Genomic DNA, 24,713 nt, shown 5'->3' with positions numbered 1-24,713 from the left:
TTGGTCAGTTCCTGACCTGGATGCGGTGCCCGAAAAGGCCATCGGGACGAATGATCAGAGCAAAAACGACGGAGACCAAAAGTGCCGGAAAACCCCATTTCGTTCCTACGGCGTATTGGACGACCACCTCCACGAGGGCCAGCAGGAACGCGGCGCTCAGTGCTCCCGGGATGCTGCCCAACCCACCGACCACACAGATGATCAGCGCCTTGAGAAGCGGGTCGAAGCCGACCGTGGGATAGACTGTGGTGAACGCCGTCAAAAGCACACCGGACGCCCCTGCGACCAGCCCGGCAAGCAGCATTACTTTGAGGACCACCAGCTGAAGCGGAATTCCATTCAGCCGCGCCGCCGTCGGCTCCTGTGAAACTGCCCGGATCGCCCTGCCGAGCTCGGTTTTCTTGATCACCAGTTGCAGTCCGAAGATCATGACGGCGCAGCCGCCAATGATCAGCAGGGTCTGATAGGCTATGCCTGACCCTCCTATGTCTATGCGGCCATCCAGGTTGAAAGGCTGGCGGGCGGAGGTTGGGCCGATCAGGTTGTTGATCAGGTCGATGACGATGGTCGAAAGGGCCATCGTCAAGATGATGATGTTGATCTCGAAATTTGGTTTCGCGAAAACCCACCGCACCAGGAAAAGGTGCGTGACGAGCCCCATGAGCATTCCGCCCGCCACTCCGCCAAGAATGCCAGCCCACCACGGAAATCCGAGCGCGTTCACCAATAGCAAGGACCCGTAGGCGCCTACCGCAAGGTAGGCGCCGTGGGCAAGGTTGAGCATCCCGATGCTGCCCCAGATCAACGACAAGGCGACCGAGCTGGCAGCATAAAGTGCACCCAAGGTGAGTGCGCTGAGCAGTACGTCCCTCAAGACATCCATGGCTGTCTACCTTCCGGCGGCGCGTTCAACTTCTAGGACGACGAGCGCCTACTTGAACCACGGCGGAAGTTCGAAATTGGCCTCGTTGTATGGTTGCGGATAGATCAGCTTTTTCGGCACCTCAGCTTTCGGATCCTTGATCTGGTAAAGCAGATGCGGCATGGCGATTGACGGATCGGAGGAAACGGTCGGATATGGAATCGCTGCGTTGACGCTTGGGTCGTAGCGCAGAACGCCGAACGGTGCCCGGTATACGAAGCGCTGCAGGTTCGTTGCGATCTTACGGTTCTGGTCGGCATTTCCCGGCTCACCGGTTCCGCCGGCAAGCGCTGCCGCGACAGCGTAGTGGTAAGTCTCGGAGTAGGTCGAAGCACCCGGGTCCGCCTCGGCCTTTTCTCCGAATTTAGCCCAGTATCCTTTGCGGAACGAGTTGCCGATGTCGTCCGGCAGGATGCCGATGACAGTCGAGGTCAACACGCCTCGCGCCGCTTCGCCGGCGATGTCGGAGAACGCCTTCAGCAACGGGCCATACTGGTAATAGAACAAACTGTTTGTCGGCTGCTGCAGGAACTGAACCTGGCACTGGGCGAGATCGCCCGGGAAGAAATGCGTGTTGGCAATGACGGCTGGCGGATCGGCGCGGACCTTGTTCAGCACCGAGCCCCATTCGGTCGTTGGAACGGGGACCACCTCCTCGAACGAAACTTCGAACCCGTATTTGGGTGCGGTCTCGCGAATTGCGTTCGAGATGACGATTGAATAGGGCAGCGAGCCCGTGACCAGAGCGATCTTGTTGTTTTGGGGCTTCCACACACCCGCCTTGCGGATCTGGTCGAGCATCACCGGGAGGCCAACGCCATAGTAGTATTCTGCCGGGTCAGCCATGAAGATGCCGAAGTAGCGCTGAGGGTCGCTCTTGAACGTCTCGTGATGGCCGATGGATGTGTTGTAGTGGATGTATATGATGCCGGCATCGGCCACCGGGTCATATTCTGCCTGGTTGGCGCCTACGTTGTAGCCGTTGATGATGGCATGAACGCCGTGGCGATCGATGAGCAAGCGAGCGGCCGCTGTGACCTCTTCGGCCGTCTGATTTTTGCTGTCGACGGTCACCGGCGCCAGCTTCTTACCGAGGATGCCTCCGGCGGCATTGATCTCTTCGCAGGCCATCTCGAGCCCATGCTTGTGTTCTATGCCGTCGACCGCCAAGGGCCCGGTCAGTGAAGCCATTTGTCCGATCGGAATGACATCGTCCGACTGCGCTCGCCCCTCGTTCAAGCTCGCCAGCAGACCGCTTCCGAAAGCGGCGCTGGCTACCGAGGCACTCAGGAATCGGCGACGATTTGTGTTCACCATTGGAAAGTTGGTCTGCTGCCTGGTCATTGTCAGCTCCTCTCTAATCGGCACATTGGCCGTGTTCCCAATTTTGAAATGTTGGACTGCGGTCATCTGAGCCTAGCAGGCACGGCAAAGCCGCTCCGGCGCAGCGCGACCGGCAGAACCCATGCGATCGGTAAAAAAGGGCTGCCGGGCGCGCACTGGTCGCCCGGCAGCCCGTCAGTCAGGCACTACGCAGTCGTGCCGTTGCCGCCTTGTCGACGGTCATCGTCTTGGGATCGATCGCGACGCGATACGTCTCTTTTGCCGCGGCAATGGAGATGTAGTCGTCGAGGACATCCGAAAGCACTTTTTCCGCCGGCCGTTCTTCTGGTCTGCCCCAACCACCACCGCCGGTGCTCTCGAATTTGAATGCCTCGTCATAGGAGAACTGGTGGCCAGACAAGAGCGGGCTCGTCCAGGCGCCATTCGGCGAATAGCCGCCAATCACCAGTTCCTTGCCGTCGGCATAGAGATGGGTAGAGCGCTGTACCGCGCTGCGGCCGCCACCATTGACGCCGGGGCTGCCCTCCCGGGTGCGTGAAGTTTCCATGTTCAACTCGCCGTCGCACAGATAGCGAACCTTGAAAACGGCCCCTAGGCCGCCGCGGAATTTTCCAGCACCGGCCGAGTCCTTGCGTAGTTCGAAAGCCTCGTACTCAATGGGGAAGAACAGCTCCGCCGTTTCAGCGGCCATGTTCATGCAGTTTCCAAGCGGATCCATGGTCACGCTCATGCCGTCGTTAAACGGCGTGCCGCCCCAGCCGCCGGCCGGCAGATCGGAAAAGACGTCGGCGCGGCCCGTTTCCTTGTTCACAGCTGTCGACACGAACCAGTTGCACTCCGAACAAGTGGACCCCGTCACTCGCTCAGGGATCGCCTTCGCCAGGGCTTGCCAGATGGCGCTCGTGATTTTCGATGAGGCGAGCGTCGTGCAGCCGATGGTGGGCGCCGGCCATTTGGCATTGAGCCAGCAGTTGTCGGGAAGCACGATCTTTATCGGCGCGAACATGCCCGCATTGGACGGCGCATGCGGTGCGAGGAAGAACTGCAGCGAGTAGTAGGCGGCCGATGCGGTGTTGGCGAAGGGCGAATTGATCGAGCCCTTACAAATCGGGTCGCTGCCGGCGAAATCGACGGTGATATCTGAACCGGCAATGGTGAGCGTCACCTTGACCTTGATCGGATCGGGCGAGAACCCGTCCGTGTCCGCGAAGTCTTCAGCCGAGTAGACGCCGTCGGGGATTGCCTCGATGCTCTTGCGAACGATGCGCTCCGTGTAGCCGATAAGTTCGTTCATGGCCGCCTTGACGGTCTCGATGCCGTATCGGGCAGCCGCGCGTTGCAATTCGCTCTCGGCGCTTTTCAAGGCACCCAGATGCGCCTGCAGGTCGCCGCGGATGTAGTGCGGGGTGCGCGTGTTGTTCATGATGATCGCGAGATAGTCGCGATTGATCTCGTAGTTCTCGTAGAGCTTGATCGGCGGAAGACGCAGACCCTCGGCGGCGATGTGCGTCGAGAACGACATGCCCCCGGCGGCGCCGCCGCCAAGATCCATCCAGTGGCCGCGGCTGACGGCGAAACCCAGGAGTTCGCCCTCATAGAAAATGGGCATCGTGAAGGTGATGTCGTTGATGTGCGTGCCGCCCTGGTATGGATCGTTCAACGCGATCACATCGCCCGGCTTAAGCGTCTCGATCGGGAAGCGGCCAATTGCAGCGTCCGCGCTGTACTGCATCGCTGCCAGATGAACGGGGCAGTTCGCGGCCTGCGCCAGCAAGCGCACCTTCGGATCATAGATTGCGTTCGAGAAGTCGAGAATATCCGCCAGGATCGGCGAGAACGATGTCCTCTGCATGATCGTGGTCATGCGGTTGCAGGCATATTCGAAGCTGTTGCGAAGAACCTCGAACGTGACCGGGTCCATACGCTCGGGAAGGTCGATCTTTTGCGCCGCGGCGCTTGAAGAAGCCATGGTCTTTCCCCTGTCGCTTTTAGTTTGCGATTGTCACGATGAGATTGCCACTGTCGTCTACGGCACCGCTGGTGCCGGGCGGGAGCACGGCTATCGAGTCCATATATTCGACGATGCTCGGGCCCGTTACCGTAAAGCCGGGCTTGAGATCGCTGTTGCTGTAAAGCGACGACCTGATCCAGTGGCCGTCGAAGTAGACGTCACGACTGGCGCCGTTGGCGCGGCCTACCTGAGCTCCGAAGTTGAAGTGCGGGGGCTCCTTCAAGGCGCCGACAGCAGTCACACCAAGAGCCACGAAAGCAATCGGGAAATCGTCCGAGCTCACTCCATATTCCAGCCGATGGGCGTTGTGGAACGCATCAGCGATCGACGCGATCTGCCCCTTCGCGATAGTTCCGTTCGGAATATCCGTGTCGACTTCGTAAGTCTGGCCGACATAGCGCATTTGCGCGGTGCGGGTGATCTTGGTTTCCGAGGCTCCGATACCGTCAGCCTGGAGACGGTGACGGGCCTTTTCCTCCAACTCGGCGTAGAGACGGTTCAGATCCGAAACGTCGACATCGTCAAGGGATGCGTAGTGAAAGGCCTCCACATCATGGCGAATGTTCATCGCAGTGGCGCCGAAGGCAGAGGCGACGCCTGCCTGGCCTGGAATGATGACCTTTGGGATGTTCATCGCCTGAGCAACAAAGCACGCATGCATCGGACCGGCGCCGCCAAAACTTGCCAGCACGAAGTCGCGCGGGTCGCGAGCCCTGGCCACGACCACACCCTTGACCGCCTGCGCCATCGTTTCACACGATATGCGGATCATGCCTTCAGCGGTTTCGAGGCGCGACAGGCCGATCTTGGCGGCCAGCTTATCAATCGCCATTTCGGCGGCCGCAACGTCTAGCTCGAATTTGTCCGAGAGCGAGGGGTTCAGCCTGCCCAGGATCAGATTGGCATCCGTGATCGTCGGCTCGGTTCCGCCGCGGCGGTAGCATGCCGGGCCGGGCTCCGAGCCAGCGCTGCGTGGCCCAACTCGCAAGGATCCGCCCTCATCGACCCAACCGATCGAGCCCCCTCCGGCACCGACCGAGTGGATATCGAGCATCGGGACGCTTACCGGCACCTCCCATTCCAGCTCATAGCTGCGCGTGATGAGCCCCTTGCCGTGCTCGACGATCGAGGCATCGAAGCTGGTGCCGCCGACATCGGTATGAATGATGTTGTCGAAGTGGGTCGTACGGCTGAGATAAGACGCATAGGCGACACCGCCGGCCGGACCGGACTCGATGAGCTCCTCTGGCCGATCCTTGGCGTTCTTGGCACCCATGACACCGCCATTGCTCTTCAAGATCAGCAGCGAGCCGCGAAAACCCTTGGACTTCAGGGCATCCTCCAAGCGGTCGAAGTAGGACGTCATTACAGGCATCATGCATGCCCGGATCGCTGTCGTTGTGAAGCGTCCATGCTCGCGGAAAATTGGCCTCGTCTCAGCCGAGATGACGATATGCACATCCGGATTGGCCTCGCGGACGATCTCGCGCATCCGCTGTTCGTGGGCTGGATTTGCGTAGGAATTGATGAACCCGATCCCCACTGACTGGATGCCGCGCTGAGCGATCGTTTCCGCCACCTGCTGGGCGATCTTCTCATCGAGGGGACGGCGGGTCTCCCCCTTCACCGACATGCGCTCCGGGATCGCAAAGCGATTGCGGCGGCGGATCAGCGGTTCCGGCTTCGTTTGATATGGATCATAGAGAGCCTTGCGGTGCTGGCGGCCGATCTCGATGGTGTCACGAAACCCTTCCGTCGTGATGAAGGCAGCGTCCGGATAATTCCGCTCGATCAAGGAATTGGTGGCGGTGGTGGTGCCGTGCATCAAGAAGGAAATCTGATCGAAGGGAATGCCGGCGGCCTCGATCGATTGGACGACGCCCTTTGAGCGGTCATCTTTCGTCGTCAAGACTTTAGCTGTCTTGTAGGATTTGTCTGATTCATCCCATGCGAAAAGATCGGTGAACGTGCCACCAACGTCAATGCCGACGCGCCACATCTGCAGTGTTCTCCTATGTTCCCAGGCGATATTTTAGTTTTTTGGAGGCGCCTTGGGCGCGCTCGATCGCTTCTGAAAACTCTACATCTGAGTTGTAGATTGTCAAGCACCGTATGTAGAGTTATTTTTGCAACCTCAGTGCTGAAAGACCGTCTGCAAAACGCGACAAGGACCCCCTTGGCGGTGGCAGCCCCCGCGACGAAGCAGACCCGGAGATGAAAATGCGGCATGAACCGAATGCGGGCACCGAATTGAAAATATCCGATCTCAGTCGCCTCACGGGCGTGCCCGTTTCCACATTGCGGGTCTGGGGCGAACGAGGCCTGCTCACCCCGCGCGTCACGCCGGCGGGATATCGAATCTACAACCAGGACCACGTTAAACAGGCTGCGGACATCAAGCGCCTGCGCACGCTACAAGGCTTGAGCATCGCGGCAATAAAGGCTGCTCTTCCGGGCAACGATGCTTCCGGCCATGCCAACGCTGTGACGTCTGGAAATGAGCCTGATGCCAATGCGACCAATTCTGTCGGGGCAAGGCTCAGGTCGCTTCGCCAAGCCCGTAAGTTGACCATACGCGAAGTTGCCAATCAGACTGGCATTCCGCAATCGGTCCTGGCCTCCATAGAGCGTACTTCGCTGGGCGTGCAGATTCCCGAAGGCAAGACGCTTGCATCATTCTACGGCGTCACGCTGACTTCCCTCATGGCCACGCCCTTGACGGAACATAACAAGGAAGTGATTTCCGCTTCCGATGGGGGTCAGGTTCTGCCGACGCTCGGCAAGGGTCTGAGGATCGAACAGTTGGCCACTGGCAGAGATATGATGGATTGCCAACGCTGGTTTATTGAGCCGGGCGTGAACAGTCACGGCGCCTACAGCCATGATGGCGAGGAATTCGTGTACGTTCTTTTTGGGGAGTTCAAGATCACCGTCGAGGAGACCCGCGTCCATCATTTGCGGCAGGGCGAAAGCATCTACTTCAAGAGCAATTGGAAGCATTCCTGGTCCAACCCAGGCCAGACGACGACGGTCCTGATCTGGGTAAATACGCCACCAAGTTTCTAGCGCAGCACCCTCCTCGACAGGACAGCGCCCAGGTATTGCGCTGTTGGACCATTGTAGGCTGCCGCCTATTCTCGCGGCCTAATGGCGGGTTACCAACGGGCGACGACTGTTAACGATTGCATCGGTACGACTGAAGTAGCGCATAGCCAATGGCCGACAAGACACAATTCGGACTGACTGCCCTCGACACGGTGCCCCTGCATGAGAAAGTCTATCTGGAACTCGTGCGCGCACTGATGTCGGGTCAGCTCCAGCCCGGCCAGAAGCTGACCTCGCGCAAGCTCGCCAGGGAGCTCGGCACCAGCGACATGCCGGTGCGCAGCGCCTTCACCCGGCTGCAGGCGCTGCGGGCGCTGAGCCCGATGCCGAACGGCAGTGTCGAGGTGCCGCTGATCTCCGCCGAGCGCTTCCAGCAACTGACCGCCGTGCGCACGATCCTGGAAGGTACGGCCACCGGGCTCGCCACCAACCGCATCAACGGCAACAACCTGCGCGCCATCCGCCGCCATTGCACCGAGCTCACCCAGGCCGCCCGCAGCGGTGACATCGACGACTATTTGCGCAAGAACCACGACTTCAAATTCTCGATCTACCGCCACTGCGGCAACGAGCAGATGATCTTCCTGATCGAGACGGTGTGGATGCAGGTCGGCCCGTTTCTCAGGAACCTGGCGATCGGCTTCGAGGACGACCTCGCCGGCATTCTCGAAATCGACTACCACGAGGAGGTCGTGGCGGCGATCGAGTCCGGCGACGGCAAGCGGGCGCGCGCGGCCATCGTGCGCGAGATCGACCAAGCCGTCACGCAAATCCTGCGCAGGCCGGCGGGTGTGACAGAAGCCTGCCGTTCAGGCGAATGAACAGGTCGGGGAATTGAGTGCATCAGAAGAAGCACTTCGCACCAGGGTGCGAAGCTTGCCTGGGAGTGTGTGCCAAGCTGGCAGAGCTCGACGCGAGCGGCCCGCCAGCCTGGCGCCAATCGCTCAAAGTGCCGGCACGACCTCAGGAGTTGGCTTGCGAGCCTCGCCATAGCCGCCGATGCCTGACGGAATAACGATTGCGCGCATTGCGACATAGTAGACGATCGCAGCCAGGACCATGGTCGGAATACCGGCACCCAGATAGCCTGCGTAGGCGTTCATCGAGGCGGCCACCGGGTCATACATCCAAAGATAGAGCGCGATAGACCCCAGCGAGATGACAATCGCCACCCAGTTCACGCCGCCCCAGAACCAATAGATGTTACGGGAGTCACGCGAAAACAGATGCTCCGGTTCGAGCCGCTCCTTACGCAGAAGGAAGTAGTCGACAAGGGTGATCCCCGTGATGCCGACGAACATCACACCGTTGATCGACAGCCAACTCATCACCGAGGCAATGACCCACTCCGTGCGAAACGCGACATAGATGCCAGGCAGCAGGATCAAGCCAAGAAGAAGGTCCCAGCGCAACCTTGTCAGGGGCCGGATCTGTTGGATGGAGACGCCGGAAAGATAGATCATGATGATCATGGTAGCGACATTGGCAAGCAGAACGAACGACATGATGGCCGTTCCAAACACCGGGCCGCCAAGCTTGATCATCCAAATGGTCGGATCGGGGGTTCCAGCCGACACGGCCGCCAGAGCCGCGACCATCGAAATCACGGCAGCGCCCAACACGCCGACGCCGACGACGGAAGGACCCATGATGTGGCGCCGCTTGCCGACAAGACGTGTCAGCCCGCCCATGACGGGCCACCAAGTCAACGAGTTCGATACGCCGAACTCGACGGCGAGCGCGAAGCCTTGGGTCTTCGTCTTGACCAAGGCCTGATCGACCGGAACGTCAATGGCGAAAACGGCCGGACCAAACTGGTACAGAAGGATGCCCAGCATGATGGCGGTCACAACCATGTGGCCGGGCGCTATGTAATTGCTCAGACGCTCGAAAAGCCAAGGGCCGCGGCTTGCAATGAGCCAAACCAGAAAGAGCGACGCCAGCGCCAGTACTATCACCATGCCCTCGACAGGTCGATCGGTGGACTGCTCAAGCGTCTGAACAACATTGGCCGCACCGCGCGCCGTGAGGGCAACGACGACGTAAGTCCAACCGATGAGCGTGGCCAGAAGGCCGAACAGGGGCAGCAGCACACCGTATGTGCCGAACGACGACTTGGCGGCGTCGATTGTGTCCACGCCATATTTGTACGAAGGAACGGCGGAAGCCAGCGTCACCGCGGCCATCCCGATCAGCAACCCGGCCAGATAGCCGAGGATACCGATGCGCGTGTCCCCGACGTAAGGCAAATAGCCTCCGATCAGGAACGCCCAAGTGGCGGCGCTGAAAGCGCAGCACGTCCACGTGAATGACGAATAGCTGTTGTAGATTCGTTCATGGCTGCGAAGCGGCAGCCTGCCCGCCAGGGCCTCGCTCACAACGCGGGCCTGCACTCCCTTGACATCGCCGCTCATAGCGCACCTCTGCCAATGACGACCAGCGTGCCAATCCAGATCGCCGCTCCGACGGCAGCCCACAACAGTCCTTCGATGATGATAGGCCTTGATGTGGCGAAGCAGTCCGACGAGGCATGCGGGTCCATGCGGAGGCTCTGAAGCCGTAACGCCAGTTCCTTGTCGAGTTCGCGGGAGAGGTCCCCCGACGCTCCGCCGGCACCAGCGCCGGCGAGACCTGATAGCTCGGTCATTGTTGTGTTTCCCCTTGCTGCACCAATTTGATTTTCCGCGGAGCGCTGGGTGCCTGGCTCCGCAACTTACCAAAAAGCTAACACCATGATCTCACTTTTGTCCACATAATTTACCGTCATTTGCCACAAAACTTCACATTTCGGACTGGTATGGTCGCCAGCTTGCCACAGTAATCCGCGCTGGACGCCTCGCATGTGATGGAGTTGATGACCTTGGGGAGAGCGAGGCCGAGGGCTGGTCTGCCCTACTCGAGGAGATTAGGCTTGTGATTTGCCCGGATGGAAAAGGCTCGACGCGATCCGGCGGCCCTTGCGGCTCCAGCAAGGCTCGATGCCGGCAAATCTCGCAGCCGCAAATCGTCGGGGTGCCTATGTTATTTTGGTCGACCGGCCGCGAAATTGGCCTCGCAAGGTCAGGGAAGGCTGCTGCCTTCCACCACAATCGAGGCATTCAGATCCGCAATCGTGCCTCTTGTCCACGCGAGCAAGTGCCTTCGGGCATGACGGTCGGTCCACTCGAAGTTCATCGGGGTGACGGAGGCGCACCCCTCGGACAATGCTCGCACGTCGGTTCCAGGGCTCCCCTCGAAAACCGGGTCCTGCTCGGGATGGGTGGCAAACAGCAACCATCCGCGCCCGCCGTCGGTTTCAACGACGGGTATCTTCGAACTTTGCCACACCCTTCGATCGAGCGAGGCCAGGACAACCGACCTCGCCGGTCTTGCGGGCGCGTTGAAATTAAGGACTGAGCGTCCTGGCAGACGGTGGCGATCTTCCACCATTCGCTTGACAAGGCGAGCCATCAGGGCAGCGCCAGGTTCGAAATCATAACCATCGAGATCAACCAGCCGGAAACGGCCGTCACGCGATTGCTGCGAGGCGGCAAGCGACGGAAAGCCCAGCATGGCCCCCTCAATTGCAGAGCCTAACGTGCTCGAATATGTCGCGTCGTCACCAAGGTTTGCCCCCTCGTTTATCCCCGAGACCACGGCATCCACGTCGACGGTCAGCCCAGCAAAAACGGCCACCCGAACGCAGTCCGTCGGTGTTCCGTTGGTTGAATAGACGGGATTTCCATCGTCGCCACCGACGCGGTTCAAAACGATAGGCTTGCGAAATGAAGCAGATCTGGCTGTGCCGCTGCGCGGTCCGTCTGGCGCCACCGTGACCACGGACATGCCCGCAGCAACAAGTGCGTCGCGCGCGGCGGCAACTCCCGGGGAAAGATAGCCGTCATCGTTCGTGAGCAGGATTTTCACGTCAAGTTTCCTTTGCTGGCAGAAGGACGTCAGGCTGCCTCGGGCAGCAGGGACGGGCGATCCGGCAGACATACTTCGGCTTGGGGCACGGTGACCGGCTTCCCAAGCAGCGCCCATTCAGCCGCAAGAGCGCCCAGGACAACACCGCTAGTGATGCCGACACCGCCAAGGCCCGCCACGACAAGCACGGAAGGGTCGGCTTTATAGGGTCCGACCTGGAACAGCCCATCCGCGCTCAAAGGATAAAGCCCGCACCATCCGGCGCGAAAGCCTAGGTCATCGACCTTCAGGCGCTCACTGACCATCTGGGCAACCTTGAGAAAATTGTCGTCGCCGTCCGGGGGGCTGAAATTGTCGGGATCAGTGACCGCCAGACCTGGAACGGAGTCATATGTATGCAGGCCGGCGATCAGCGAGTCCGGGCCGTCCTGCCGAAAATAGATTCCTTCGGCCGCCTGTCCTGGCACATAGAAATTGCACATCGGCACCGTGTAGCCGAGATCGCGCGAAAGCTTGACCCGTACCACCTCATGAACCTCTGGGTTCACGGCCACGGGATGACCCAATGTCTTGCCGACCTGTGGCGCCCAGGCTCCCGCGGCGTTGATGACAATGTCGGCTTCGACCTCGCCTCCGCCGGTCGACAGCACATGCACAGAGCCGTCCTTGCGATAGGCGTTGAGTTGGGTGTTCAGCAGAAAGCGAACGCCTTTTTCGCGCGCCTCCTCGACCATGACCGAGCATAGCAGATGGCCATCGAGATGGCCGTCATTGGGGCCGTAAAGTGCCGCGGTGACGTCATCGATCGCGAGATCCGGCACCAGCTTTTTTATCTCTGCGCGCGAAAGAATCTGCGCATCCGTTGCGCCCAAACTCCTTTGGAAGGCCAACGAGTGTTCGAAGGCGCCGACGTCCGCATCCTGTGTTGCAAACCGCAGGTTTCCGATGCGGGCGAGCGGCAGTCCTCGCTCGCGCTCGAAACGGAACAGCAATTCGCGCTCGCGAACTCTGATCTCGATGTCCAGCGGACGAAGGGTCTGGGCGTTGTAGACGCCCGCCGACAGTCCCGAGGAGCCGGATGCGGGCGTAGCCTTGTCGATGACGACGATATCTTTCGCGCCCAGTTCGGCTGCGCGCCGCGCAGCCCCGCAGCCGGAAACTCCAGCGCCAATAATTGCAATGCGCGGGCTCATGCTGGCTCTCCTCCAGTTTCCAGATTTGCAGTTTGCCTCGCCCGCCAGTCGACTGGCGCAATGGATATGAACACCATCGCGTCGTCGCCCTGATATTCGAGCTCGGTACCTTCAGGGATCCACAGAACGTCGCCCGGCCCCAACTCGTGCACTTCGCCGTCAGATTTCAGGCGGAACTTGCCCGAGATGCCCGCAATCAACTCATCGTATCGGACAGTCCAGGCCACCGAACGTCCATCGAAACGGGCAAGGTAGGCTCCCATGGTGGTCGAGTCGCCTGGCCCCACCAGCCGGCTGATGGACGCCGCGCCCGGCCCATCGCCGTATGGCGAAAAGGCGACCTTGCCTGCCTCGAATTTACGAATCCCGCTTGGCGTCATTTTTTTCTCATCTGCATGCACTGCACGATCGGCAAGTCGCGATAGCTGCATTTGGCCGGCCCACCAGCCTTCATTTTCAATACAATCGGCCAATCGAAGCTCTCGGCGGCGAATTGGTATCGCCACCGCGTAACGGGCTTCTCCAGGCCGTCACCAGTGAGATTGCAGGGCCAAACGTGGAGCATCAGCTCCCTGGATTTGGCAGGCCGCACATCTGTCGTTTTACTCGTTATATTTGCTACGAACTAAGTTCACGCCTGCTCCCGCACTTTCGAGGAGTTCGCACGATCAATGCGAGATTGCGACTTCTCGGCCGTTCCCGATCCATCCGCATTGATGAATTCGATTTTGTGGGCGGCAAAACTGGCGGCCAAGGCCGGATCGGGGGACCTGTCGGCGACAATCGTATCGATCTCCTCGAACGAAGCGCATTTGAAAAGGCAACGCTGCCCGAACTTACTGGAATCGATAAGCGCGATCGCCTGGCTACCCGCTTCGATCATGGCCTGCCAACAAGCCACTTCGTCGGCCGTGTCGCTTGTCAGTCCAATCGAAGCGTCGACGGCGCCAACCGAGAAGAAGGTCTTTTCGGCTGAGTAGCGTCTGATATTTTCAACGGCGACGACGCCGACCGTCGACCCTAGATAATCGTCCAGTCTGCCACCCACGGCATGGACCTCGTTCTCTCCTCGCGACCCTAAAATCCGTGCTGCATCCACGGAATTGGTGATGATCCTGAGGTTACGGTGATCCCGCAGGGCCAAGGCGAGGTAGCATGTGGTGCTTCCCCCTCCGATCATGATCGTATCGCCGTTTTCGACGAGGGCAGCAGCAGCGGCCGCTATCTTCCGCTTCAGGTCTGCGTTGAGATTCAGGCAGTGCTGGAACGCCGCCTCGCGCAGAACGTCAGGAAGCGTCGCACCGCCGCGTACGATCTCGACCACGCCCTCGTCAGCCATTCGCTTGAGATCACGTCGAACGGTCTCGCTGGATATCTGGAGCTCGTTTGCCAGGTCGAGCAAATTGACCCGCCCGGAAACCCGCAGGATGTCGAAAATGCGGTTTCGTCTAAGTTCGCTCATAACTTCGTCTCTGTAGCTGAGGTGCTTGAAAACATCGCTCAAATTAACAACAAGAGGCACCTTTCGCCACATCATTTATCAATTGTCGAGGAATCGGCGCGCTACCTTCATACGATACCTCAATCAGGCTGCGCTCCGAGACCATCCGGAAACGGCCTTGATTTCGAGATACTCTTCGATGCCCCAGCGTCCGCCCTCGCGACCGACTCCCGAATGTTTGTATCCGCCGAACGGACTGCCGGGCCCTCGGGAGGCGCCGTTCAATCTGACCACCCCGGCGCGGATTTTGCGGGCAACTCGTTGCGCGCGCAGGGGATCCCCGCTCTGAACATAGGAGCTCAGACCATATACGGTGTCGTTGGCGATGCGGATTGCCTCCTCCTCACTATCGAAGGGCATGATTGAAAGAACTGGTCCGAAGACCTCTTCGCGAGCAATTCGCATGTCGTTTGTGACGCCGGCGAAGATTGTCGGCCGCGCGAAGTAACCCTTGTCGAAACCTGCCGGTCTGCCCGGCCCGCCCGCGACCAGGCGCGCGCCTTCGCCAAGTGCAGCAAAGATCAGCTCTTGAACTTTATCGAATTGGGCCTTGGAGACGAGCGGTCCGATATGGCTGCCTTCTTTTCGTGGGTCGTCAGGCTGCATTTCAGCTGCGACGGCGCGCGCTGCGTCGATAGCCTGCTCGTAGGCGGACCGCTCGACCAACATGCGGGTCGGCGCATCGCAAGACTGGCCGGTGTTGGTGAAGCAACTGCGCGCGCAGCGCGCCGCGGCGGCGGCGACATCGAGGTCGTCGAAAATGATGTAGGGACTCTTGCCTCCGAGCTCGAGCGCAACACGCTTGAAGTTGTCGGCAGCAGCACGAGAAACGGCGGCACCAGCCCGGGATGAACCGGTGAACGAAATCATGTCGACATCACCATGCCGCGCCAGCGCCTCACCCGCTGTTGGGCCATCTCCATTGACGAGATTGAAGACTCCCGCCGGATATCCCGCCCGATCGACAAATTCAGCAAACAGCATCGAGGATAGCGGGGCTATTTCCGACGGCTTCAGGATCACTGTACATCCGACAGTCATGGCAGGAGCTGCTTTGAGACATACCTGGTTCATAGGCCAGTTCCAAGGCGTGATCAGGCCGCAAACCCCAATAGGTTCGCGGATGATACGATCATCTGGCGCCTGGCTGCTGAGCACGTGCTCGAACTGAAAATTCTCGAACTCGGCCAGAAATATCTTCAAGTGTGACAAGCCTGAAGCCGCCTGTGCCGTTCTTGCAAGTGTGCGGGGCGCGCCCATCTCCGAGGAGATAGCCGTGGCCATTTCATCGATCCTGGCAGTGTAGATTTCTATCAACCGCTTGAGCAGTTCGACGCGGTCTTGAAGTGCGACGTCGCTCCACAGAGGAAAGGCGCGGCGGGCGGCGGCAACGGCCCGATCTATATCTGCCACACCGCCGAGCGAAATCTGCGCCACCGCGAGTTCGCTGGAAGGATCAATAACATCGAGCAGTCGCTTCTCCTGCGGCTTCGCCCAACGGCCATCGATATAAAACTGTGTGCTTTGCATGATCTAATCCGGTTGCGGAGCTAAAGCATCTTTCCAAAAGTCGTATTGCGGCCTCAGGCGGGCAGCGATTCATACAAGTGCAATGTCGCCAGCGTCCCGCAGTCGACGGGCACGTCGATGCCGGTAATGCCCGACGCCCGGGTTGAAGCGAGAAAGCCTACGGCTTCCGCGACTTCCTTGACCCTGACAAGACGCCGCATCGGCACTCGCTCGAAGCGGGTGAGCATGTAGTTCAGCGCCTCGGCGGAGACGAAATCTTCGATCATTTTTGTGTGGGTCCAGCCGGGGCTGACCGAGTTGACCCGAATGTTGTGCGCAGCAAGATCCTTCGCGGCATTCTTGGTGAACCCCACCACCCCGGCCTTGGCGGCAACGTAGGATGACTGCGGACCATCCCAGCCATTGGCATCTATCGAGGCGATGTTGATGACGGCCCCACCGCCAGTGTCCTTCATTCGACGCGCGGCGCGCTGCGTCATCAGAAACGTGCCGTTGAGATCGGTCCCGATTACCTCCAGCCATCTTTCGTATCGCACGTCGAGAAACTCCGCCTGATCGACGATACCGGCGTTGTTTACGAGGACATCGATCTTGCCGTGTCGCGTTACGATTTCGTCTATCACCCGCTCGACATCGGCCTCGTCGGAGACACTGCCGACATGGACTGAAACCGTTGAAGCTCCAGCAGCCTCGGCCTTCGCAACTGTCTCCTTCAGGGATTTTTCGGTACGCCCCATGAGGGCAAGCGATGCACCTTCGCCCGCCAGGTGCTCAGCGATTCCTTGACCAATTCCCTGCCCCGCGCCAGTGACGACCGCCAGCAATCCATTCAGCATTCCCATCGTGCAAATCCTTCGTGCTGGAACAATCGCGATTTAGAACAGTGCGCCATGCCTCACGCCCGCGGCGCGAGCCGCCACCTCGTCCAGTGGCGTGGCGGCGAGAAATTCTCTGGCCAAGACCATGTTTACGTCGCTGTGGTGCTTGTAGCTCCAACCGGTAAGCAGCGTCGCTCGCTCGCACATTCGCGGTTCGGCCATTGCAGCCCAGGACACTTCGCGCAGCGCATTCACGAAGCGCAGGATGCCGACACGGGCCCGCTGGCCGTCGTCGAGCTCGGGATCGTAAAGCTGGAGAAAGTTTTCGGTTTCCTCCGCCGTCATTTCGGCCTGGGACGTCGCCCCGGCCAGATCGAGCGCCGTCAGAGAGTAGCCGCAGTAGTCGAAATCAACGAACTTGATCCCCTGCTCGCACATCAGAAAGTTTTGCGGAACCAGATCGCCGTGGATGAAACCCATCGGTGGATTTGAGCGCGCAAGCACGGCTTCCAGTGCCTGAGCAGCCATCCAACATTCATCAAAACCTTCAGGAAGCGATCCGTTGACGGCTTCGGTGCCGCGCAGGAACACGCGAACATCCTCAAAGACGTCAAACCGCCGGCGACCAGGGTCAGCTTTGTGCAATTTGCGCATAGCCTCGACCATTTGTGCCGCGTAAGCCTTTTCGCGGATTGCGGCAGGCCTCAGCGTTTCGCCGACGATGAATTCGGAAATGAAATCGCCAGCCGGGGAATAGGCATAGATCGAAGGAGCGACGCCCAAGCGTGACGCCTCGACCTGGCCGTGAATAGCATCCACCAGCGCAGCATTGTTGAAGTGCTCAGCGCCAGCATCACGAAGTTTGACGGCCCATTGCTTTTGACCGTCGGCAACCACCAGATTTACGTTATTTGCGCCACCGGCAAGCGGGTAGACGTCAAGCACCTTGTCGTTGCCGATGCAGCCCCACTCCTCCAGGCAAGCGATAGCCTTTTGTCGGATCGCATCGGGCACATCATCCGAGAACTTGTAGCTGTTCACCTAAAAACTCCCTTTAGCGACCGGTTCCCTCGGTCGCCATCCACAACCTGCTCGTTGGCCGAGACAGCGATGCGGCGCCGTTAGCCTTAGCGGCTTTTGCTGGTAACGCCTATTTTGCATGTGATATTTTGACTGTCAATTCCCGTGTTTTTGACAACTCTTGCCATTTTGTTTTTTTCGGTGGCGGCAAGCAGCGCGCGCTTGATGCGTATCCGAGCGCCAAAACCTCAATTTATACAAATGCATAAACAGTCCCGTGTGTTTTCGTCGCAAGCTGTTGCAATTGCGCGAGCGTTCGTCGGGGACGTTCCGTGCGAATAAACGCAACGGATATCTCGTCGACCTAGTCAAACCTGGGAGAGCACCGGGAAAGGCGACGACGAATTGCTCGCCGCCGAGATCGCCGGGTTGGCGTAGCTGGAAAACGCCCCTGACTTTCGAAGCAATCCGGATCGATGAAAGAGGCGGCCCGTTACGGCTCATTGTTCCCGACCCTCGGGTTTTTGCGGCTTACAAATTCTGGGTCTCGAAACGAGTTGACCGCGAACCCGTCAGGCGCCGCCGTGACTTGGCCCAAGCCGAGACGGTTGCAGAACTCACGACGCACTATCTTGAGCATCTCCCGGATGAATCAAGTGAGCTTCCGGGTTCTGCCCGGAAGGTTTTCGAGGACGCGTGTGGTCTGCTCGTGTGACCGCTTTGAGCGAGCCGCAACGCCTGGGAGTGGTTCGATGCAGCTACACTAATAGCCGCGGAGCGGGTCGACGACGTTCACAAGCGGCTCGTTGCGACGCCATCTCGCCAAATTGTCCGAAAACATCCGAGCCGCGTTCAATTCCCAGCCGTGGAAGGTCGATGCGCAATGAGGTGTCACTATCACGTTGTCGAACGACCAAAGCGCATGATCGGCGGGCAATGGTTCGACCGTAAAGACGTCAAGAGCCGCACCGCGTATCAGGCCGTCCCTCAGTGCCACTAGAAGTGCTGTCTCATCGACAATCCCACCGCGCGATATGTCGATCAGGACCACCGACGGCTTCATGGCGGCGAAAGCCTTCGCATTCAGGAATCCCCGGGTTGCCGACGTGAGCGGCATGCAGCACACGACATAGTCTGCGCGTCCCAGCAATATCTGCGACGACTCCGGGCCATGGACCTCATCGACGCAAGACAGCGGCTCCGGCCGGGAACGAATGCCCAAAGTTGTCATACCGAACTCTCGAGCAAGACGGGCGACGGCCTGTCCCGTTTTGCCCAGTCCGAATAGCAGGACTGTCTTGCCTTCAAGGGGCTCCACGGTCGCTGCCGCCCATCGGCGCTGCTGCTGATCTTTCTGAAAGCTACGAAGCCCCAGCGCGAAAGAAAGCATCATTCCGAACGTATATTCGGCGAGCATACCGGCGGCCACACCTGCGGCGTTGGTAACCGCGACGGTCTGCGGATCCCAAGTACCAAGGTGGTCAACACCCGATCCTCCGACCGAAACCCATCTCACGGTCTCGCTCTTCAGCAGGACATCGCGTGGAAATGTTGGCTTTCCCTCGAACATGACCGAGTAAACGACATCGGCACGCGTCGCGTCGATGGTGCCGGAAAGTGCCCTGTAAGTATCGCAGCAATGAAGCTCCAGATCAGGATGGTTCTCCAGCACGACATTTTCTACCGTCTCGGGACGGTTCGAATGGATGACAACGACGGGGGGGCGCATCTGGCGAGACCTTGTGCAAATGACAGGCAGTGGTTAGAGGCACGCACATGCACGCAACGTGGTCATGCGGGTCGGCAGACCTCGAAAAGGCCGGCTGCCCCCATGCCGCCGCCAACGCACATAGTCACGACGACGTATTTCACATTACGCCGCCGGCCCTCAATCAGCGCGTGGCCGACGAGCCGCGCGCCCGACATGCCATAGGGATGTCCGATGGAGATCGCCCCACCATTGACGTTGAGCCTTTCGTTGGGAATGCCCAGGCGATCGCGGCAATAGATCACCTGGACCGCGAATGCCTCATTGAGCTCCCACAGTCCGATATCCTCCATGGCCAGGCCGTGAGCCTCAAGAAGCTTCGGCACCGCGAAAACCGGGCCGATGCCCATGATGTCCGGATCGCATCCGGCGACAGCAATCCCCCGATAGATACCCAAAGGTTCAAGCCCGCGACGCTCTGCCTCCGAGGAGGCCATCAGCACGCACGCTGAGGCGCCATCGGACAGTTGCGAGGCATTTCCTGCGGTGATCGCGCCGCCGGGCTGCTTTAGGCGGCGTCCTCCCGGGAACGCCGGCTTGAGCGCATTGAGGTTGGCAAGGGTTGTGTCGGCTCTATTACCCTCATCCTTTTGCAGCGTGACGGTGACGGCACGTGTTGCGCCCGTCTCCTTGTCAGCTTCGATTTTGACCGTAGTCAGAGGCGCGATTTCGTCGTCAAATTTGCCGGCGGCTTGCGCGGCCGCGGTGCGCTGCTGGCTCTGCAGCGCGTATTCGTCCTGGGCCTCGCGCGAAACCCCGTAGCGCGCAGCCACGATCTCAGCGGTCTCAAGCATCCCCATGTAGATGTCGTCGCGGTTGGCGACCAGCCAAGGATCCTCCCAGCGCGAGAAATTCATGCTCTTGTTTTGGACCAGCGAAATGGACTCAAGTCCGCCCCCAACCGCAATCCGCATGCCATCCGACACGATCTGCTTTGCCGCGGCTGCGATCGCCATCAAGCCGGAAGCACATTGCCGGTCAATCGTCATACCCGGAACACTGGCCGGCAGTCCTCCCCTAAGGAGGGATGAGCGCGCGACATTCATGTAGGTCGAACCCTGTTGCAGGGCAGCACCCATGACGACGTCGTCCACTTCCGTGGCATCGAGCCCCGCCCGTTTGACCGCCTCAGCGATCACATGGCCGCCAAGCGCCTGGGCCTGGGTGTCGTTGAAAGCCCCCCGGTAGGCGCGTCCGATCGGGGTACGCGCGGTCGAAACGATAACGGCTTCACGCATTTGCCAGACCCCCAACCGGGCTCTTCAGCAAGGCAGCTGGAGTACCTTGTGTACCATCACGCATCTATGGTTCTCCCGTATTTGTGTCCAAGTCGCTGGCTGCCATTTTCGTCGATCCGGCCGGCGCTCCGGTCAGCTCACCATCATCCCGCCGTCGATGGTGAATGTCTGACCCGTCGTGTAGGACCCGGCTGGCGCCGCCAGGAACACCGCGCAGCCCGCAATCTCGTCAGGTTCGCCAAGACGGCCGACGGCGGTCATGGCCTCATATCTTGCCTTGGTGGCAGGGTCCTCCCAGAGGGCCTTCGCAAAATCGGTCTGGATAAGGCCAGGCGCGATGCAGTTGACGCGGATGTTGTGCGGGCCGAGTTCCACGGCGAGATTGCGGGCAAGTTGCATGTCCGCGGCCTTTGAGATGCTGTAGGCACCGATGGTTGACGAGCCCCGGAAGCCCTCCACCGACGACACGATGATGATTGATCCGCCTCCGGCGCGTTGCAGTTCCGGGGTCGAAAACTGCACCAGCCAGTTGATCGACAGGACGTTGTTGTCGAGCGTCTTGCGGAACAGCTCATCGCTGATTCCGGCAAGCGGGCCGAAGTAGGGGCTGCTCGCTGCATTGCAGACCACGCAGTCGAGCCGGCCAAATGCGCCTATGGCGGCCTGGACAAGGAGGCTGAGATCATTTTTTGAAGAGATGTTGGCTTCCACGGCGAGTGCGCGTTGCCCACCGAAGCGGGCATTGATCTCGTCAGCAACTGCTTGGCAGGCGGTCAGCTTACGCGAAGAGATCACGACGTTGGCGCCCGCTTCTACCATTGCCGTCGCGATGGCTTTTCCTATTCCGCGTGAGGCGCCCGTGATGACAACGACTTTGGCCGAAAGATCAAACAGCATCGCAGAGTTTCCGATCCATGTTCAGGCCGTAAGCCGGCGCGCGATATTCCAGCCGATCTCGGCCAGAGGCCTGGCCTTGGCTCCCATGACCACGGCATCGGGGCTCGATGCCGAACCGTCGAGGGCGCGCTTGGCGATGCCCTGACAGATGGCCGCGATGCGAAAAACCGCGAATGCAAGGTAGTATTCCCAGTGTTCGATATCAGCCCGGCCAGTCGCTCGCGTGTACAAGCGCCGATACGCAGGCTCGTTCGGGATTCCGAGTGCATGGAGATCTTCGCCTTCAAGACCCCGCAGCAACGCCGGGGACAACCGCCAAGCGGTCATGTGGTAGGCAAAGTCAGCCGCGGGGCTTCCAAGGGTGGATAGTTCCCAGTCCAAAACCGCTATGACCCGCGGCTCGGATGGGTGAACTATGATATTGTCGAGCCTGAAGTCCCCATGCACGACCCGGGACTGCTCCTCCGGCGGGAAATTGTCATTGAGAAACGCAATCAGATTCTCCATGGCGGCGATGTGTTCGGTCTCGGAGGCCCGGTATTGTTTTGACCAACGTGCAACCTGGCGTCTGAGAAAATTCTCTGGCCGGCCGTAATCACCAAGACCCAGTTCCTCCGGATCGAGCGTGTGAAGGCGAGCGATGGTCTCATTCACGGACCGAAACAGAGCGGTGCGCTCTTGCTGTAGGAAGCCCGGCAGTCGCGGGTCCCAGAATATTCGACCTCGAACCAATTCCATCACGTAGAAGGCGCTGCCGATAACCTCTGTATTCTCACAGTAGGCAATAACCTGCGGCACCGGAAAATCCGCACCGGCCAGTGCAGCCATGACCTTGTATTCTCGATCGATGGCATGCGCGCTTGCCAGTACCGCACCCCGCGGCCTTCGCCGTAGGACGACGGATCCCGACGCGGCGTCGAGGCGGAATGTCGGATTGGATTGGCCGCCTTCAAACCTGGTGATCGTCGCTGGGCCCTTATAGCCAGGAACGTTCGCGGCAAGCCATGCCTCGAGAGTGTCTTGCGCTGGCAGCCCCGCGCTACTGGATTGCATGGCGTTTCAACTCCATGCGCGCGATCTGATTACGATGGACTTCGTCGGGGCCGTCGGCAAGGCGCAGCACCCGCGAGATCGCATAGGCGATGGCGAGGCCAAAATCATCGCCCGTCCCTCCGCCCCCATGCGCCTGGATAGCCCAGTCGATCACACGGCAGGCCATGTTCGGCACCGCGACCTTTATCATCGCAATCTCAGCGCGGGCCGCCTTGTTGCCTACGGTGTCCATGGCATGCGCGGCGTTCAAGGTAAGCAGGCGCGCCTGGTCAATGAGGATCCGCGACTCGGCGATACGTTCCTGGGTCACGGTCTGTTCCGAGATCAGGCGCCCAAACGTCACGCGCGAGGATGTCCTCAAGCACATCCGCTCCAGCGCCCGCTCCGCAAGTCCAATCTGGCGCATGCAATGATGGATGCGGCCCGGTCCCAAGCGGCCCTGTGCGATTTCGAAGCCGCGGCCCTCGCCCAGAAGCATGTTGGCAACCGGCACCCGAACGTCAGTAAACGTGACCTCGGACGCGCGGTCGGGAACGCCTTCGTAGCCGAAGATCGGAAGCGCCCGTACGACCTCGACACCAGGGGCATCGATCGGGATAAGGATCATCGAATGTTGCCGATGCCGATCGGCTCCGGCTGCGGCTGAACGCCCCATGAAGATAATGATCTTGCATCTCGGATCGGTAGCACCGGTGGTGTACCATTTCCGCCCGTTGATGACGTAGTGGTCCCCGTCCCGCACGATGGTGCTCTCGATGTTTGTGGCATCAGACGAGGCCACCGCCGGTTCGGTCATGGCGAAACAGGATCGCATCTCGCCTGCAAGCAGCGGTGTCAGCCACCTTTCCTGTTGTTCGGCGGTGCCATATCGGACGAGCACCTCCATGTTTCCGGTGTCGGGAGCGCTACAGTTGAAAATTTCAGGCGCAAGCAGTGAGCGCCCCATGATCTCGCACAAAGGCGCATAGTCGAGATTGGTCAGACCGGCCCCTCCCGCATGCTCCGGCAAAAACAGGTTCCAAAGGCCATGCTGGCGGGCCAGGCTTTTGAGCTCTTCTACTATGTCGTATGTTTTCCAGGCCCCCTTGGACTTGGCCTCCTCGAAATACTTCGCTTCATTGGGATAAATATGATCCCGCATGAAGTCCTCTAATTCTATCCGAAGCGCGGACGACCGCTCCGAGAACGAAAAGAGCATCTGGGGGTTGCGCTTCTCCATCGTCCTTTTTTCCTCAATCGAGCTTCGGGATCGTCTCAAGGATGTAAAGGTTCGTCAGCAGCCCACCATCCACGGTCAGCCCGGTACCTGTAATGCCGGAGGCAGCATCCGAAGACAGGAAAAACGCTGCATTTGCCACTTCCTCGCCAGTGACCACCCGGCGCATCGGAACCCGGTCAAAGTTTTGCTCAAGATGGGCATGCAATTTTGGCGGCTTCGGAGCCATCTCGGTATGGACGTAGCCGGGGTTGACGGCGTTGACGCGGATGTTGTGAGGCGCAAGCTCAAGGGCCGCGCTCCGCACAAGCCCCATCAGGCCGGATTTCGAGACGTGGTAGACGCTGTAGCCGGCCTCCGCCCCGTAGGAATCGATCGACGCAATGTGAACGATCACGCCGCCACCATGGCTCGCTTGATGGAGGGCCACGTGTCTGGTGACAAGAAAGGCTCCCCTCAGGTTGATATCTAGCGTCTCGTCCCAGATTTGCGCCGTCATATCGAGGAAGGACACTTTTCGGGCTACGCCAGCGCTGTTGACAAGAACGTTTATTCGCCTGCCGTCCGTCGCGGCAGTGTCGACAAGGCGTCTTACGTCCGCTTCGTCGTTTACGTCGCCCTGGCAAACACGTGCCTTGCCTCCTTTGGCCTCGATACGTGTGGCCTGCTCGTGGAGACGGTCAAGACGCCGACCGAATAGAACAACGTCGAAACCCGCGCTGGCGAACCGCTCGCTGATAGCGGCCCCTATCCCAGTAGCGCCTCCGGTCACGATCGCTACTGGGGATCTGCTGGATGTCACTGGCTCACTCCTTCCTCCCGGCGGGATCGCGATAGGCTCGCTCGCGCGCGATCAATCCACCTTCTATGTCGTCAAAAAGGCTGCTGCGGATCAGTCGCGAACCCGAGCCATCCCTCGCCTCGAGCGAGAGTTCGATCTCCGCGGCAAGCCGCGACCCTTGGCTGACAAGATTGGTGATGGTGAGCCCGGCAACACGCCAGGCCTTGAAGTAGGCCACCAGGAATGTCCTCAGTCCCTCACGCCCCACGAATGGGTGCATTGGCCTTGCCATGTCGAACAGCCTGCAGTCCGGCGTGAAATGAGCAACGACGGCGTCTATGTCGTTGGCAAGCAGCGCGGCCATTTGGCTTCTGAAAACCTTCTCTGGTTCCATGGTTTTCTCGTCTGTC

General features: G+C 59.8%; 22 protein-coding genes. 2 read left to right on the top strand and 20 right to left on the bottom strand.

Annotated features, from left to right (window positions below; all coding sequences use genetic code 11):
• Positions 1–4: 4 nt before the first annotated feature.
• The 4 genes from EN874_RS24615 to EN874_RS24600 all read right to left on the bottom strand — a co-directional run bounded on the left by EN874_RS24615 (position 5) and on the right by EN874_RS24600 (position 6,276).
• Positions 5–883 (bottom strand): branched-chain amino acid ABC transporter permease, encoded by an 879-nt coding sequence (locus EN874_RS24615; RefSeq protein ID WP_127426757.1) that lies wholly within the window; start codon positions 881–883, stop codon positions 5–7.
• A gap of 48 nt (positions 884–931) precedes the next feature.
• A complete protein-coding gene (locus EN874_RS24610; protein WP_245513658.1) occupies positions 932–2,266 on the bottom strand; it encodes an ABC transporter substrate-binding protein in 1,335 nt (444 codons plus the stop codon).
• 178 nt (positions 2,267–2,444) lie between these two features.
• Positions 2,445–4,187: a hydantoinase B/oxoprolinase family protein gene (locus EN874_RS24605; RefSeq protein ID WP_127426984.1), complete on the bottom strand. Its 1,743-nt coding sequence runs from the start codon at positions 4,185–4,187 to the stop codon at positions 2,445–2,447.
• A gap of 67 nt (positions 4,188–4,254) precedes the next feature.
• On the bottom strand, positions 4,255–6,276 hold the full coding sequence (locus EN874_RS24600; protein WP_128261476.1) for a hydantoinase/oxoprolinase family protein: 2,022 nt from the start codon (positions 6,274–6,276) through the stop codon (positions 4,255–4,257).
• A 221-nt stretch (positions 6,277–6,497) separates the two neighbouring features.
• Here EN874_RS24600 and EN874_RS24595 point away from each other — a divergent pair, with 221 nt between their 5' ends.
• Together EN874_RS24595 and EN874_RS24590 are read left to right on the top strand one after the other, a co-directional pair.
• Positions 6,498–7,343 (top strand): MerR family transcriptional regulator, encoded by an 846-nt coding sequence (locus EN874_RS24595; RefSeq protein WP_168247591.1) that lies wholly within the window; start codon positions 6,498–6,500, stop codon positions 7,341–7,343.
• A gap of 149 nt (positions 7,344–7,492) precedes the next feature.
• Entirely contained in the window at positions 7,493–8,203 is a 711-nt protein-coding gene (locus EN874_RS24590; RefSeq protein WP_127426982.1) for a GntR family transcriptional regulator, read from the top strand.
• 123 nt (positions 8,204–8,326) lie between these two features.
• On the opposite strand, the gene EN874_RS24585 is transcribed toward EN874_RS24590, so the two are convergent.
• The 16 genes from EN874_RS24585 to EN874_RS24505 form a co-directional block, all read right to left on the bottom strand.
• Positions 8,327–9,796, bottom strand: a complete 1,470-nt coding sequence (locus tag EN874_RS24585) for a cytosine permease (RefSeq protein WP_127426981.1) — start codon at positions 9,794–9,796, stop codon at positions 8,327–8,329.
• Complete coding sequence (locus tag EN874_RS24580; protein ID WP_127426980.1) at positions 9,793–10,029, bottom strand: hypothetical protein; 237 nt, start codon at positions 10,027–10,029, stop codon at positions 9,793–9,795. The genes EN874_RS24585 and EN874_RS24580 overlap by 4 nt, the downstream gene beginning before the upstream one ends.
• 413 nt (positions 10,030–10,442) lie before the next feature.
• The gene (gene surE, locus EN874_RS24575) at positions 10,443–11,288 is read right to left on the bottom strand and encodes a 5'/3'-nucleotidase SurE (RefSeq protein ID WP_168247590.1); all 846 of its coding nucleotides are present in this window, start codon (positions 11,286–11,288) and stop codon (positions 10,443–10,445) included.
• 29 nt (positions 11,289–11,317) lie between these two features.
• Positions 11,318–12,481 carry an FAD-binding oxidoreductase gene (locus EN874_RS24570; protein ID WP_127426978.1) on the bottom strand — a complete coding sequence of 388 codons (1,164 nt, stop codon included), beginning with the start codon at positions 12,479–12,481 and terminating at the stop codon, positions 11,318–11,320.
• On the bottom strand, positions 12,478–12,954 hold the full coding sequence (locus tag EN874_RS24565) for an AraC family ligand binding domain-containing protein (protein ID WP_245513656.1): 477 nt from the start codon (positions 12,952–12,954) through the stop codon (positions 12,478–12,480). Before EN874_RS24565 ends, EN874_RS24570 begins: the two co-directional genes overlap by 4 nt.
• 158 nt (positions 12,955–13,112) lie before the next feature.
• On the bottom strand, positions 13,113–13,943 hold the full coding sequence (locus EN874_RS24560) for a DeoR/GlpR family DNA-binding transcription regulator (protein WP_168247589.1): 831 nt from the start codon (positions 13,941–13,943) through the stop codon (positions 13,113–13,115).
• Positions 13,944–14,066: 123 nt separating this feature from the next.
• The gene (locus EN874_RS24555; RefSeq protein WP_127426976.1) at positions 14,067–15,512 is read right to left on the bottom strand and encodes an aldehyde dehydrogenase family protein; all 1,446 of its coding nucleotides are present in this window, start codon (positions 15,510–15,512) and stop codon (positions 14,067–14,069) included.
• 53 nt (positions 15,513–15,565) lie between these two features.
• Entirely contained in the window at positions 15,566–16,354 is a 789-nt protein-coding gene (locus tag EN874_RS24550; protein ID WP_127426975.1) for an SDR family oxidoreductase, read from the bottom strand.
• Positions 16,355–16,387: 33 nt separating this feature from the next.
• The gene (locus EN874_RS24545; RefSeq protein ID WP_127426974.1) at positions 16,388–17,371 is read right to left on the bottom strand and encodes a phosphotransferase; all 984 of its coding nucleotides are present in this window, start codon (positions 17,369–17,371) and stop codon (positions 16,388–16,390) included.
• 742 nt (positions 17,372–18,113) lie between these two features.
• On the bottom strand, positions 18,114–19,079 hold the full coding sequence (locus EN874_RS24535) for a D-2-hydroxyacid dehydrogenase (protein WP_127426973.1): 966 nt from the start codon (positions 19,077–19,079) through the stop codon (positions 18,114–18,116).
• Positions 19,080–19,141: 62 nt separating this feature from the next.
• Entirely contained in the window at positions 19,142–20,356 is a 1,215-nt protein-coding gene (locus EN874_RS24530) for an acetyl-CoA C-acyltransferase (RefSeq protein ID WP_127426972.1), read from the bottom strand.
• Between the two features lie 132 nt (positions 20,357–20,488).
• Positions 20,489–21,253, bottom strand: coding sequence for an SDR family oxidoreductase (locus tag EN874_RS24525; RefSeq protein WP_095808479.1), 765 nt, complete (start codon positions 21,251–21,253; stop codon positions 20,489–20,491).
• A gap of 21 nt (positions 21,254–21,274) precedes the next feature.
• The gene (locus EN874_RS24520; RefSeq protein WP_127426971.1) at positions 21,275–22,306 is read right to left on the bottom strand and encodes a phosphotransferase family protein; all 1,032 of its coding nucleotides are present in this window, start codon (positions 22,304–22,306) and stop codon (positions 21,275–21,277) included.
• Positions 22,293–23,504, bottom strand: coding sequence for an acyl-CoA dehydrogenase family protein (locus EN874_RS24515; RefSeq protein ID WP_127427018.1), 1,212 nt, complete (start codon positions 23,502–23,504; stop codon positions 22,293–22,295). The genes EN874_RS24520 and EN874_RS24515 overlap by 14 nt, the downstream gene beginning before the upstream one ends.
• Positions 23,505–23,538: 34 nt before the next feature.
• Complete coding sequence (locus tag EN874_RS24510) at positions 23,539–24,324, bottom strand: SDR family NAD(P)-dependent oxidoreductase (RefSeq protein ID WP_168247587.1); 786 nt, start codon at positions 24,322–24,324, stop codon at positions 23,539–23,541.
• A gap of 4 nt (positions 24,325–24,328) precedes the next feature.
• Positions 24,329–24,697 carry a nuclear transport factor 2 family protein gene (locus EN874_RS24505; protein WP_095808482.1) on the bottom strand — a complete coding sequence of 123 codons (369 nt, stop codon included), beginning with the start codon at positions 24,695–24,697 and terminating at the stop codon, positions 24,329–24,331.
• Positions 24,698–24,713: the final 16 nt, after the last annotated feature.

Source organism: Mesorhizobium sp. M1D.F.Ca.ET.231.01.1.1 (genome assembly GCF_003999155.2).
Lineage (GTDB): Bacteria > Pseudomonadota > Alphaproteobacteria > Rhizobiales > Rhizobiaceae > Mesorhizobium.
The sequence above is the reverse complement of the archived record's forward strand: the minus strand, read 5'-3'. Positions and strand labels throughout refer to the sequence as shown.